Consider the following 13465-nt stretch of genomic DNA (forward strand, 5'->3'; position numbering starts at 1 on the left):
GGCCTGGGAACGCCCACTGGCACTCTGTTGTGACTGAGGGTTGCTGAGCCAGGCCTACGTTCAGAGCGTCGCCGCCACCGGACGGGGTAGGGCCGTCCGCAGCTCCCGCACCACCGCCGCCATGGCCCAGGGCTCCTGCAGCCTGTTCACAGCGGAGCCCACACCAACGCCAGCAGCGCCGGCCGCCACGGCGAGGGGCAGGGTCACGGCCGAGAGGCCCGAGGCACAGAGCACCGGTACGGCAGGGGTTTCGGGGCCGGCGGCAGCGGCCAGGGCCCGGCTGATCGCATGGGTGGCCGCCAGGGTGGGGGCCGCCTTTTCGATCAGGCCCAGAACGCCAGGGCTGAAGGGCCGGGCGCTGGTGCCGCCCTCGGTCTGGATCAGGTCGGCACCGAGCGCCACCAGGTCGAGAGCCAGCTGCTCCTGCTGATCCAGGGGCAGAACATGCGGCACCGTGACCGACAGCACCACCTCGGGCAGCAGCTCGCGGGTGCGGCGGGTGATCGCCAGCACCTCGTCGGCCTCGAAGCGGCGACCGAGGGAATAGAAGGCGTCGTAGTTGCCGATCTCCACCATCGCCGCGCCGGCGGCCACAGCGGCTGGGAACAGCTCGGGGTCCACCGCCGACACGCAGATCGGCAGGCCGGACGCCACTGCAGCCCGTCGCACCAGGGCCGGGTCACAGGCCACGTCGATCAGGTCGGCACCCCCTTCCCCAGCCGCCTGGCTGATGCGCTCCACCGCGGCAGCATCGAAGTTGGTGAGGCCGGCGATCACCTTGATCAGGCGACACTCCGCCAGGGCGCTCCGCAACGGGGCAGGCAGCTGGGCAAGACGGGAGGAGCCGGACGACATCGCAGGAACAGCTGCACAGTGGGGTCATTCTCCCACTTGAACCCCCGTCGTCAGGGTGTCCGATCCCCAGCCCCAGCCCAGCGCCGCGGCCGACTGGAGCGCCGATCACCTGCGGCTGCACCGCCACCTGCGGCGCCACCCGGCCCTGCTGCCCGATAGCGACACCCTGCTGCTGGCTGTTTCCGGCGGCCAGGACTCCATGGCCCTGGTGGCGCTGCTCACCGCCCTGCGGCGGCTGCACGGCTGGCGGCTGCACCTCTGGCACGGCGATCACGGCTGGCGGCCCGAATCAGGCCGAACGGCGCAGCAGCTGGCGGCCTGGGCCGCCGGGCAGGGTCTGCCGCTGCTGGGGGAGTGCTGGCAGCCCGAGCCAGGAGAACCTGCCGCCAGCGGCGGTGCTGGCGGCATCCCCAGCGAGGCCGCGGGCCGGGCCTGGCGCTACCGGCGGCTGGCGATCGGCGCCGCAGCGCTCGGGGCCAGCCGGGTGGTGACGGGCCACACCGCCAGCGACCGGGCCGAGACGCTGCTGTTCAACCTGGCCCGGGGGAGCCACCGCCGGGGTCTGGCCAGCCTGCGCGGCCTGCGTGCCCTGGAGGGTGAGCTGCAGCTGGCCCGGCCGCTGCTGCCGTTCAGCCGGGCCGACACCGGCCGGCTCTGCCGGCAGCTGCAGCTGCCGGTGTGGCCTGACCCCAGCAACAACGACCGGCGCTACAGCCGCAACCGGCTGCGGCAGGAGGTGCTGCCGGTGCTGGAGGCCCTGCATCCCGGCGCCGCCCGGCGCCTGGCCGCCCTGGCCGAGCAACTCGCCGCCGATGACGACACCCAGGGGGAACTGCTCTCCCTGGCGCTGGCCGCTCTGGGGGCCAGGGACAGCAGCGGCGCCGGAAGCGATCAGCAGCTGCCGCTTGCCCCCCTGCGCGCCCTGCAGCGCGCCAACCAGGGCGCCCTGCTGCAGCACTGGCTCAGCCACCACCTGGGGGAGCGGCTCAGCCGCCGCAGCCTCGAAACGCTGCTCGATCGGCTGGCCGCTGGGTCGGGGGCAGGCAGCCTGCAGCTGGCCGGTGGGTGGCGTTTGCAGTGGCAACGCAGCACACTGGTTCTCACCTGTGCCCCTACAGCCGAGAGCCATGGCCGAGAGCCGCGGGTCCTATGAGGAGCGCTATGGCGCGATCGAGCGCGTCTACAGCGAACGCCAGTGGGCCGAGGTGGAATCCCTGGGGGAGGCGCTGCTGCTGGACCTTCCCGACGATCCAGCTGACCCCCTGCGCCTGCGGGTGATCCTGCTGCTGGGCCACACCCGCCTCTACGGCATGGGGGATGTGGACACGGCCAAGGGCTACTACCGCGCCCTGCTGCGCCACTGCAATGATCCCAGCCTGACTCAGATCGCCGAGCAGGGCCTGGAGGACTCCGGTGTGGTGGCCCGCCAGCAGGGCAGGGCCCCGCAGCAATCCTTGGCACCAGAACCCGCTCGCGATGCGGTCCAGACCAGCCCCACAGGAGCAGCGATGCCCTGGCTGGAGCAGCTGGATGAAGGCCCGGGTTCAGGGCCTCAGGCCGGAGAGAAGCCACTCCGGCCTGAGGCGATTGCCGTGGAGGTGATTGAGGAAGCCGAGCAGATCGAGGTGGCCCAGGCGGATCCCGAGCGGCAGCAGGTGGTGGAGATGCAGGAGGTGGAGCGGCTGCAACCGGCCGGCAGCGTGCTGGAGGCCCTGCGCCGTCAGGATGAGCCCAATGGCTTCAGCCCCGAGGAGATCAAGGAGCTCTCCCGGGGCCTGCTGCACGTGAGGCTGGGCTGAGGCCCAGCCGAACTCAGCCCGCGGCGGCCGCCGAGCGGCGGCGGCGGGTGCGGCCTGCGATCTCGGGCTCGGGAGCGGCCGCAGTAGGCACGACCGCTGCCGGGGCCGCCTTCACCGCGGCTTTGACGACAGGAGTGGCCGCTGAGGTCGCCGCCTGGGCCCCCGAGGCGGCGGCTGAGGCCGCTCCCACCGGAGCCCCGTCCCGCCGGGGGGTGCGATCCAGCGAGCGGCTGTCACGGCCGCCAGCGCGGCCGCGGGGTGCCGGCCGGGAATCGGGCTCGGCATCGGCCCGCCCCTGGTAGGCCGGGGTGCCGGCCGGAGCCGGCTGCACCAGGCAGAGGATCAGGGGCTCCACCTGGAGTTCGCGGCGCAGGCGGCGCTGCAGCCCCAGCTCCACCTCCCGTTGCACGCCCACCCAATCCACATCCGGGGCCTTGCCACCGGTGTTGCGGCTCAGCTGGCTCCAGCGGTTCTCCAGCACCCAGGAGATTTCGCGTTCGGCCCAGAGGCTGAGCTTGCGGGCATCGGCCGTGGTGACCACGCCCCGCAGGTTCACCCGCGGCGGCGCCGCCATCACGCCATCGGTGCTGATCACCGCCAGCAGGGTGATCACACCGTCTTCGGCCAGCTGTTGGCGCTCCTTGAGCACCCGGGAGTCGACGATGCCATTGCGGGAGGCATCGAGCAGCTCGATGCCGGCCTTCACGGGCTCACCCCGGCGAATCGAATCGGGGGTGAGTTCCACCACATCGCCGTTGTCGATGATGAGGGTGTTCTCGGGCGGAATGCCCATCGACATGCCGGTCTTGGAGTGGGCCACAAGCATGCGGTGCTCGCCGTGCACCGGCACGAAGAACTTGGGCTTGGCCAGGGCCAGCATCAGCTTGTGGTCTTCCTGGAAACCATGGCCGGAAACGTGAATGCCTTCGCCTTTGCCATAGACCACCTTGGCCCCAAGCATCATCAGGCGATCGATGGTGTTCACCACGGAGATGGTGTTGCCCGGGATCGGGCTGGCCGAGAAGATGATGGTGTCTGAGGGCTTCACCTGCACCTGGGGGTGCTCGCCCCTGGAGATGCGGCTGAGGGCAGCGAGGGGCTCGCCCTGGCTGCCGGTCATCAGCAGCAGGGTTTCCCGATCCGGCAGATCACGGATCTGCTTGATCGGCACGAACAGATCATCGGGGGCGCGCATGTAGCCGAGTTCGCGGGCCTTGGCGATCACATTCAGCATGGAGCGGCCCAGCAGGCCCACCTTGCGGCCATTCTTCATGGCCAGCTCCAGGATCATCGACACCCGGTGGATCGAGCTGGCGAAGGTGGTGATGATCACCCGGCCATCGGCCTTGGCGATGTGCTGGTCGAGCTTCGGGAACACCGAGCGCTCGGGAGGACAGAAGCCAGGCACCTCGGCGTTGGTGGAGTCACTGAACAGGCAGAGCACCCCCTTGTCGCCGTAGTGGGCCAGGCGGGCCATGTCGAAGTGCTCGCCGTCCACGGGGGTGTGGTCGAACTTGAAGTCCCCGGTGAAGATCACCGTGCCCACCGGGGTGGTGATGGCCAGCGTGAAGCTGTCTGCCATCGAGTGGGTGTTGCGGATGAACTCCACGGAGAAGTGCTGGCCCACCTTCACCACATCGCGGGGGCCGACGGTCTTGAGGATGGTGCGATCCATCACACCGGCTTCCTCCATCTTGCCGGTGAGCATCGACAGCGCCAGGCGCGGCCCATGGATCACCGGGATCGTGAAGTTCTTGAGGTGGTGGGCAATGCCACCGATGTGGTCTTCGTGACCGTGGGTCACGATCATGCCGCGGATGCGCTTCTGATTTTCCTTCAGATAGCTGGTGTCGGGCATCACCACGTTGACGCCGTGCATGCCATCACTGGGGAAGGCCAGGCCGGCATCCACCATCATCAGCTCATCGCCGTACTCGAACACGCAGGTGTTCTTGCCGATCTCATGGAGGCCACCGAGGGGAATCACCCGCAGGGCCGGTTGCTTGCCGTTGGATCCGTTCTGGGAGGAACTATGACGAACCTGGGAATTTGACATGTAAGAAAACTCGAAGAGTCAGAGGTTGAAACTGGAAGGTTGCTGATTGCAGATCAGCATTCAGCCTTGGCGTCTCAGGTAGGACGCAGGGCAGCCAGGGTTTCGCAGAGGCGTTGTTTCACGTCGTCGTTCGCGGGGAGAAGGGGAAGTCTTGGGTCACCCACCGGCCAGCCGCTGAGGGCGAGGGCAGCTTTCACGGGCACCGGGTTGGTGGTGCAGAACAGGGCCCGGCACAGGGGCAGCAGCTGTTCATGCAGGGCCAGGGCCAGGGGCAGATCACCGTCGAGGAAGGCCTGCACCATGCGGCTGATGCGCGGGCCCTCCAGGTGACTGGCCACGCTCACCACACCCACGGCCCCCACGGCCAGCATCGGCAGGGTGAGGGCGTCGTCGCCGGAGTAGATCGCCAGGCGGTCGCCGCAGGCCAGGCGCAGGGCGCTGACCTCGTCGGTGGTGCCGCTCGCCGCCTTGAAGGCCACCACATTGGGCAGATCGAGCAGTCGGGCCACGGTGGCGGGCTCGAGGCTGGTGGCGGTGCGGCCGGGGATGTTGTAGAGCATCAGCGGCAGGGTCGGAGCCGCCTGGGCGATCGCCCGGAAATGGGCCTCCAGGCCGTCCTGGGGGGGCTTGTTGTAGTAGGGCACCACCACCAGGGCGCCGTCGGCACCGAGGGCCGCGGCCTCGCGGGTGGCCTCCACCGCCTCGGCGGTGCAGTTGCTGCCGCTGCCCGCGATCAGGCGGGCCCGTCCCGCCACGGCGTCTTTCACAGCGGCGAACAGGGCGTGCTGCTCCTGCCAGCTGAGGGTGGGCGATTCGCCCGTGGTGCCGCACAGCACCAGCGCATCAGAGCCGTGGGCCACCAGGTGATCAGCGAGCCGGGCCGCCTGGGCCAAATCCACCTGGCCGTCGGGCTGAAACGGCGTGACCATCGCCGTGGCCACCCGTCCGAAGGGGGCGTGCAGCCAGGGCTGCTGCTGGGCAGCAACGCTCAAACCCCACCTCCTTGAGCCAGCGTCGGCGGCCCCTCCTGGGGCGGCACCGGGCCCTGGAGCAGCAGCTCGGCGATCTGAACCGCGTTGAGGGCGGCGCCCTTGCGGATCTGATCACCGCACAGCCACAGCTCCAGGGTGTTGGGATCGCTGAGGTCCTGGCGGATGCGCCCCACGGCCACCGGATCGCGACCGGTCACGTCGGTAGGCATCGGAAAGCGGTTGGCCTCGAAGTTCTCGATCAGCTCAACCCCCGCAGCCTGGGCCAGCAGGGCCCGGGCCTCCGCCACGGGGAAGGGCTCGGCAAAACAGATGTTCACCGCCTCGGAGTGGGCCCGCAGCACCGGCACCCGCACGCAGGTGGCCGAGAGCCGCAGCTCAGGCAGCTCCATGATCTTGCGGGTTTCGTTGAGCATCTTGAGCTCCTCCTCGCAGTAGCCGTTGGGCTGCAGGGGGGAGTTGTGCAGGAACAGGTTGAAGGCGAGGGAATGGGGCAGCACGGTGCTCACCGGCTCGCCGCCGTCCAGCACCGTGCGGCTGAGCTGGCGCAGCTCCTCCATGGCCCGGGCGCCGGCGCCGCTGGCGGACTGGTAGGTGCTCACCACCACCCGCTGGATGGGGCGCCGGGCCTGCAGAGGCGCCAGGGCCAGGGTGAGCAGGATCGTGGTGCAGTTGGGATTGGCAATGATGCCGCGGTGGCCGAAGGCAGCGGCGGGGTTCACCTCGGGCACCACCAGGGGCACGTCCGGATCCAGCCGGAAGGCGCTGGAGTTGTCGATCACCAGGCGCCGGCGCCGGCGGCCACGGGCGCCCACTGGCGCGACGCGGAGCCGCCCGCCGAAGCGAGCACCAGATCCACCTCCGAGAACACCGCCTCGTTGACGCTCTGAATGGTGAGGGTTTCCCCCTGCCAGGCGAGGGGCTGGCCAGCGGAGCGGGGCGAGGCCAGGGGGATCAGCTCGGCCACCGGGAAGTGGCGTTCGGCCAGCAGCTGCAGCAGCTCCTGCCCCACGGCCCCGGTGGCCCCGAGGATGGCCACCCGCAGGGGGCGATCCGGCAGCGTCGCAACCCCGGGGCTGACCTGGGGGCTGACCTGGGGCCTGGCCGCAGCGGCAGTCGTGGTGGTGGCCGTGGTGGGCTGAGCTGTGGTCAAGGGCGGTAGGGGCCTGGGAGAGATGGAGGGGATGCAGCCTCGGCTCGGGACCTGAAAGGGGGGCCCGCTCGAGCTGCAGAACCTTGCTAAGGCCTGGGAAACGGGAACGCGGCAAGCGGCGACTCATCGCAGCAGGGGCGTTGCGACAGGGGCGTTGCAACAGGGTGGGCGATCGAGGGGTTCCGAAGACCGGTGAAGAGACGGGGGCCAACGGTGAACGGTTGAGGGAGAGGAAAGGTGAGCGTGGTGGCGAAGGGCTGGTTGGAAAACTTGGGGAAGGGCTTGGCCGGCAAACGATCTCAGGCTCTCGGATCAAAAGGCCTGGATCTGCAGGGCCTGGGCGGAGTCTGCCGTGGTCGCTCGGAACTGACAGGCGAATCACAGCGCAGCTGTGATGCATGGGCCAGGGAGACCACCACGGGGATCTCACGTCTTGATGCTGCAAACACTACCGGAAACAGTGCCTGCAAGCCACTTTCTTAGGATAGGGGGCTGCATCGAGCTGCCATGAGTCCTGCTGCCGCCTCTTCCGCCCCCACCAGCCCCGCCAAGGGCGACACCTTCAGCGTGACCGCCACGCCACGTCCGGGCAGCCGCATGGCCCTCGAGGTGGCGATTCCAGGCGAGCGCTGCAAGGCCAGCTACGAGACGGCGGTGGAGAAGCTCAGCCGCAGCATCAAGCTGCCGGGATTCCGCAAGGGCAAGGTGCCCCGGGCGGTGCTGCTGCAGCAGATCGGCCCCCTGCGGGTGAAGGCCACCGCCCTGGAGGATCTGGTCGATGCCGCCTTCCGCGACGCCCTGGCCCTGGAGGAGCTCTCTCCGCTGAGTCGCCCGGAGCTGAACGAGGCCTTCGAGCTGGTGCTGGAGCGGTTCCAGCCTGGAGAAGCGCTCAGCTTCACGCTGGAGCTCGACGTGGAGCCCACCCCGAAGCTGAACAACACCCGCGGCCTCAAGGCCGAGGCCGAGGCGATCAGCTACGACCCGGCCAGGGTCGATGAACTGATCGAGCAGTCGCGCAAGCAGCTGGCCACCCTCGTGCCGGTGGAGGGCCGCAGCGCCGAGAGCGGCGACGTGGCCGTGCTCAGCTTCAGCGGCGTGTTTGTCGACAGTGGCGAAGCGATCACCGGCGGCAGCAGCGATGCCACCGAGGTGGAACTGGAGGAGGGTCGCATGATCCCCGGCTTCGTGGAGGGTGTGATCGGCATGGCCGTGGGCGACGCGCGCACGGTGGAGTGCCAGTTCCCCGAGAGCTACCCCCAGGAGGAGGCCGCCGGTCGCCAGGCCCGCTTCGAGATCGACCTCAAGGACCTCAAGACCCGGGAGCTGCCCGCCCTCGACGACGCCTTTGCCAAGCAGGCCAGCGACAAGCAGACCATGGCCGAGCTGCGGGCCGATCTGGAGCAGCGCCTCCGGGACGACGCCGCGAGCCGGGCCAGGACAGCCCGCCACGAGGCCCTGCTGGGCGCCCTGGTGGAGGAGCTGGAGGTGGAGCTGCCGGAATCTTTGCTGCAGCAGGAGATCCGCAACCTGATCGAGCAGACCGCGGGCCAGATCGCCCAGCAGGGCATGGACGTGAAAAAACTGTTCACCCCTGAGCTGGTGCGCAGCCTGGTGGACAGCTCCCGGCCCGAGGCGGAACAGCGCCTGCGTCGCAACCTGGCACTCCAGGCCCTCGCCACTGCCGAGGCGATCAAGGTGGACGACGCCGAGCTGGACGCCAAGGTGAAGGAAGTGCGCCAGGGGCTCGAGAACCAGGGCAACATCGATGCCGATCGGCTGCGCCAGGTGGTGGGCGACGACCTTCTGCGCGACAAGCTGCTCGACTGGCTCGAGAGCCACAGCACGATCACCGAGCGCGCTACCGCCGGCGATGAGGCTGCTGCTGCCGAGGAGGCGGCTCCGACCAGCGAAGACTGAGCGGTGCGGGGGCTGTCCTGCCCCTGGCTGCGGCAATCCACCCAGCGAGCACCGATCCCATCCCCATAGATTGCTGGTACCAGACCTTGCCGCGCGTGATCGACGCCCACTCCCCCTCTGCCCTGCGGACCCACCCGATCCAGAACCTCTGGATGGGAGGGCGGCCCGAGGCCACGATCGGGGCGCCCGCCGCCGCCCCCGGGGTACTGCCCACCGTGGTCGAGCAGTCGGGCAAAGGCGACCGGGCCTTCGACATCTATTCGCGCCTGTTGCGCGAGCGGATCATCTTTCTGGGCACGGGCATCGACGATGCCGTGGCCGATGCCCTGGTGGCCCAGCTGCTCTTCCTGGAGGCCGAGGACCCCGAGAAGGACATTCAGATCTACATCAACTCACCGGGCGGCTCGGTGACGGCCGGGCTGGCGATCTACGACACCATGCAGCAGGTGGCTCCGGATGTGGTCACCATCTGCTACGGCCTGGCGGCCTCGATGGGGGCCTTCCTGCTCACGGGGGGCAGCAAGGGCAAGCGCCTGGCCCTGCCCAGCGCCCGGATCATGATTCACCAGCCCCTCGGCGGCGCCCAGGGCCAGGCGGTGGACATCGAGATCCAGGCCAAGGAGATCCTCTACCTCAAGGACACCCTCAATGGCCTGATGGCGGAGCACACCGGCCAGCCCCTTGAGAAGATCACCGAGGACACGGACCGCGACTACTTCCTTTCCCCCGCCGAGGCGGTTGAATACGGCCTGATCGACCGGGTGGTGACCGAAACCACTTCACCCCAAGGGCCCTCATGACCCCCCTGGCGAGCCAGCTCGATCCATGGGATCTTTTAGGCCCTTGGCCCGGAAGCCGATCCGCTGGCCATGGTTCCCCCGCCGGGTGGACAGCTGGCCCTCCACCGCTCGGCTCGGGTGCCGCTCAGAGGCCTCCTCGCTGAAGCGTCCTGTCTGGCCCCCCGTCTGAACCTTTCTGTCCGATCCTTAAGGAAAGTGTCCTGAACCGGTTCCAGGGTCAATGCTGACCCGGGGACCACTCCTCTCCCGCCCCCCGACCCGGACGTTCCGTCCTGCCGCTCCTGCCGATGGCCAAGTTCGACGCCCATCTCAAGTGCTCGTTCTGCGGCAAGTCCCAGGAGCAGGTGCGCAAGCTCATCGCCGGGCCGGGGGTCTACATCTGCGACGAGTGCATCGATCTCTGCAACGAGATCCTCGATGAGGAGCTGGTGGACAGCCACGGCTCGGCAGGCGGCCGCCATGCCCCCGAACCCACTCGCGCCAAGAGTTCGGCCAAGAAACCGTCCAGACCGGCTCCCACCCTGGCGGAAGTGCCCAAACCCCAGGAGATCAAGGAGTTCCTCGATGGCCAGGTGGTGGGTCAGGAAGAGGCCAAGAAATCGCTTTCCGTGGCGGTCTACAACCACTACAAGCGCCTGGCCTGGCAGGGCGACGGCAAGGGCGAGACCGACCAGACCGCCACCAGGCTGCACAAGAGCAACATCCTGCTGATCGGCCCCACCGGCTGCGGCAAGACGCTGCTGGCCCAGACCCTGGCCGAAATCCTGGATGTGCCCTTCGCCGTGGTCGATGCCACCACCCTCACCGAAGCCGGCTACGTGGGGGAAGACGTGGAGAACATCCTGCTGCGGCTGCTGCAGAAGGCCGACATGGATGTGGAACTGGCCCAGCGGGGCATCATCTACATCGATGAGATCGACAAGATCGCGCGCAAGAGCGAGAACCCCTCGATCACCCGGGATGTGTCCGGCGAAGGGGTGCAGCAGGCCCTGCTGAAGATGCTGGAGGGCACCACCGCCAACGTGCCGCCCCAGGGGGGCCGCAAGCATCCCTATCAGGACTGCATTCAGATCGACACCAGCCAGATCCTGTTCATCTGCGGCGGCGCCTTCGTGGGCCTCGACGACGTGGTGCAGAAGCGGATGGGCCGCAATGCCATCGGCTTCATCAACCCCGATGGCAGCAGCCGCCCCCGCAGCGTCAAGGAGCGGCAGGCGGCCAGCGTGCTGCGGCACATGGAGCCCGACGACCTGGTGAAGTACGGCCTGATCCCCGAGTTCATCGGCCGTCTGCCGGTGAGCGCCGTGCTCGAACCGCTCGATACCCGCGCCCTGGAGTCGATCCTCACCGAGCCCCGGGATGCCCTGGTGAAGCAGTTCCAGACCCTGCTCAGCATGGACGAGGTGCAGCTGCACTTCGAGCCCGGCGCCATCGCGGCGATCGCCGCCGAGGCCCACCGCCGCAAGACCGGGGCCCGGGCCCTGCGCGGCATCCTCGAAGAGCTGATGCTGGAGCTGATGTACGACCTGCCCTCCCGCAGCAACGTCAAGGACTTCACCGTGACCCGCGAGCTGGTGGAGCAGCGCAGCCAGGCCAAGGTGGTTCCCCTGGGCGCCAGCCACGAGGGCGCCCAGGCCAGCGCCTGAACCCTGCGTGGCCGCCGCCGATCACCTGCAGGTGCCGCGCCAGCACGGCCTGTTCAACCACCACGGCATCGACCTGGGCGACGGCACGGTGGCCCACTACCTGGAGGGCCGCGAGATCCTGCGCAGCGCCAGCGACGACTTCAGCCTCGGCCAACCACTGAGCGTGGTGCCCTATCCCGAGGGCAGTTGCTCCCCGGATGGGGTCTGCCTCAGACGGGCCATGGGCCGCCTCGGGGAGCAGAACTACAACCTGCTGTTCAACAACTGCGAGCACTTCGCCCACTGGTGCAAGACCGGCCGGCATCGCAGCTCCCAGGTGGAGGGCTGGCTGCACACCGGCACCCTGGGGGCGCTGGCCCTGGGGCAGGTGATGCCGGCGGCGGTGCTCGCCGGCGCCCGCCTGCTGCTGCGGCAGGGTGCCCGCCTCGAAGGCCTGAATCTGGCCCGGCAGACCATCGCCCAGCTGGAAGGGCTGCGCCAGAAGCTGCAGGGGCGGCTGGATGAGGAACTCGCCAAGGCCGAGGCCCGCTGGGACCAGGGCCAGTTCGAGGCCCTGCGGCGCACGGCCCAGGGCCTGGCCGACCAGCTGGCCGAGGTGGAAGACATGGAGGCCGCTCTCGAATCCCGGCTGCATGGGCTGCTGGAGCCCGGGGACGACCAGTAGCCTCGACGCTTCGCCCCTGAGGCCGCCCCATGGGCCAGGCCTACCAGCCGCTCCACCACAAGTACAGACCTCAGCGCTTCGACCAGCTGGTGGGGCAGGAGGCCATCGCCGCCACGCTGGTCAATGCCCTGCGCTCCGGCCGTATCGCGCCGGCCTACCTGTTCAGCGGGCCCAGGGGAACGGGCAAGACGTCCAGCGCCAGGATCATGGCGCGCTCGCTCAACTGCCTCAGCGCCCCCGGGCCCACGCCTGAACCCTGCGGCCACTGCGAGCTCTGCACCGGGATCGCCTCCGGCAGTGCCCTCGACGTGATCGAGATCGACGCCGCCTCCAACACCGGCGTGGACAACATCCGCGAGCTGATCGAGCGCTCCCGCTTCGCGCCGGTGCAGGCCCGCTGGAAGGTGTATGTGGTGGACGAGTGCCACATGCTCTCCACGGCGGCCTTCAACGCCCTGCTCAAGACCCTGGAGGAGCCACCGCCGCAGGTGGTGTTCGTGCTGGCCACCACCGACCCCCAGCGGGTGCTGCCCACGATCCTGAGCCGCTGCCAGCGCTTCGACTTCCGCCGCATCCCCCTGCCGGCCCTGGAGCGCCATCTGGCTGGATCGCCGCCCAGGAAGCGATCGCGATCACGCCCGAGGCCCTCCACGTGGTGGCCCAGAGGTCCCAGGGCGGGCTGCGCGATGCCGAAAGCCTGCTCGATCAGCTCAGCCTGCTGCCCCCGCCCATCGAGGTGGAGGCCGTGTGGGACCTGCTCGGGGCGGTGCCGGAACAGGAGCTGCTGCACCTGGCCGCGGCCCTGGCGGGGGCCGAGCCACTCGGCCTGATCGAGGCCAGCCGCGAGCTGCTGGAGCGGGGCCGGGAGCCGGCGGCCGTGCTGCAGGGGATGGCCAGTCTGCTGCGGGATCTGGTGCTGGTGGGCCTGGCCCCCGAGCGACTCGAGCTCACGGCCGTGTCCCCGCAGTTCCGCAGCCAGCTGCCGGATCTGGCCAGCCGCCTGGGTCAGCCACGCCTGCTGCAGTGGCAGGCCCAGCTCAAGGGCAGCGAGCAGCAGCTGCGCCACAGCGTCAACCCCCGCCTCTGGCTTGAGGTGCTGCTGCTGGGCCTGCTGGCGCCGCGGCAGCCCGTGGCCGCCAGCCAGCCTGAGGCGCAGCGGGCTGTTGCCGCGCCGCCGCCGGCAGCCACTCCTGCCGCCACCCCCGCCGCCACTCCGCCGGGGCCCCCGCAGCCGGCTGCGACATCCCCGCAACAGCTGGCCCCGGAGCCACGGGCGGTGAACCTCAGCGAGCTCTGGCAGCAGATCCTGGCCTGCCTGGAGCTGCCCTCCACCCGCATGCTGCTGAGCCAGCAGGGCCGCCTGGTGGGGCTGGATGAACGCCGGGCGGTGGTGCAGGTGGCCAGCCAGTGGGTGGCCATGGTGCACAACCGCCAGGCCCTGGTGGAGCAGGCGATCGCCGGCAAAGGCCCATAACAATATGATGCTTGCAATCGTCTTCATTTCAGTGCTCCTTCAAGGTTTTCGATTAGCGTCACACTTCTGCGGTAGAAGGACTCATCACTCTGCTCTTCCATAGGCGCAAACC

9 protein-coding genes and 2 pseudogenes are annotated in these 13465 nt (G+C 69.3%); 7 read left to right on the forward strand and 4 right to left on the reverse strand.

All coding sequences use genetic code 11. The features are described 5' to 3' along the window. Window positions 1-60 precede the first annotated feature (60 nt). Window positions 61-855, reverse strand: a complete 795-nt coding sequence (locus tag IQ220_RS15215) for a DUF561 domain-containing protein (protein WP_193916357.1) — start codon at window positions 853-855, stop codon at window positions 61-63. A 55-nt stretch (window positions 856-910) separates the two neighbouring features. On the opposite strand from IQ220_RS15215, the gene tilS reads away from it, so the two are divergent. Both tilS and IQ220_RS15225 read left to right on the forward strand, forming a co-directional pair. After that, window positions 911-2008: a tRNA lysidine(34) synthetase TilS gene (gene tilS / locus IQ220_RS15220; protein WP_193916375.1), complete on the forward strand. Its 1098-nt coding sequence runs from the start codon at window positions 911-913 to the stop codon at window positions 2006-2008. Next, on the forward strand, window positions 1983-2654 hold the full coding sequence (locus IQ220_RS15225; protein ID WP_193916378.1) for a hypothetical protein: 672 nt from the start codon (window positions 1983-1985) through the stop codon (window positions 2652-2654). The genes tilS and IQ220_RS15225 overlap by 26 nt, the downstream gene beginning before the upstream one ends. A 13-nt stretch (window positions 2655-2667) precedes the next feature. Here IQ220_RS15225 and IQ220_RS15230 read toward each other — a convergent pair whose 3' ends face one another. The 3 genes and pseudogenes from IQ220_RS15230 to IQ220_RS15240 form a co-directional block, all read right to left on the reverse strand. After that, complete coding sequence (locus tag IQ220_RS15230) at window positions 2668-4710, reverse strand: ribonuclease J (RefSeq protein ID WP_193916381.1); 2043 nt, start codon at window positions 4708-4710, stop codon at window positions 2668-2670. Between the two features lie 74 nt (window positions 4711-4784). Beyond that, window positions 4785-5702 (reverse strand): 4-hydroxy-tetrahydrodipicolinate synthase, encoded by a 918-nt coding sequence (dapA, locus tag IQ220_RS15235; protein ID WP_193916384.1) that lies wholly within the window; start codon window positions 5700-5702, stop codon window positions 4785-4787. Beyond that, window positions 5699-6732 (reverse strand): annotated as a pseudogene (locus IQ220_RS15240) (aspartate-semialdehyde dehydrogenase). The gene dapA and the pseudogene IQ220_RS15240 overlap by 4 nt, the downstream one beginning before the upstream one ends. 627 nt (window positions 6733-7359) lie before the next feature. Here IQ220_RS15240 and tig point away from each other — a divergent pair. The 5 genes and pseudogenes from tig to IQ220_RS15265 form a co-directional block, all read left to right on the forward strand. Beyond that, window positions 7360-8769 carry a trigger factor gene (gene tig, locus IQ220_RS15245; protein WP_193916387.1) on the forward strand — a complete coding sequence of 470 codons (1410 nt, stop codon included), beginning with the start codon at window positions 7360-7362 and terminating at the stop codon, window positions 8767-8769. A 152-nt stretch (window positions 8770-8921) separates the two neighbouring features. Then, window positions 8922-9569: an ATP-dependent Clp endopeptidase proteolytic subunit ClpP gene (clpP, locus tag IQ220_RS15250; RefSeq protein ID WP_186699991.1), complete on the forward strand. Its 648-nt coding sequence runs from the start codon at window positions 8922-8924 to the stop codon at window positions 9567-9569. Window positions 9570-9856: 287 nt separating this feature from the next. Further along, complete coding sequence (gene clpX, locus IQ220_RS15255; protein WP_186697964.1) at window positions 9857-11215, forward strand: ATP-dependent protease ATP-binding subunit ClpX; 1359 nt, start codon at window positions 9857-9859, stop codon at window positions 11213-11215. A gap of 7 nt (window positions 11216-11222) precedes the next feature. After that, window positions 11223-11879: a lecithin retinol acyltransferase family protein gene (locus IQ220_RS15260; RefSeq protein ID WP_193916390.1), complete on the forward strand. Its 657-nt coding sequence runs from the start codon at window positions 11223-11225 to the stop codon at window positions 11877-11879. 29 nt (window positions 11880-11908) lie between these two features. Then, window positions 11909-13338: pseudogene (locus IQ220_RS15265) on the forward strand (DNA polymerase III subunit gamma/tau); the annotation flags it as partial. Between the last annotated feature and the right edge of the window lie 127 nt (window positions 13339-13465).

The organism is Cyanobium sp. LEGE 06113, assembly GCF_015207615.1.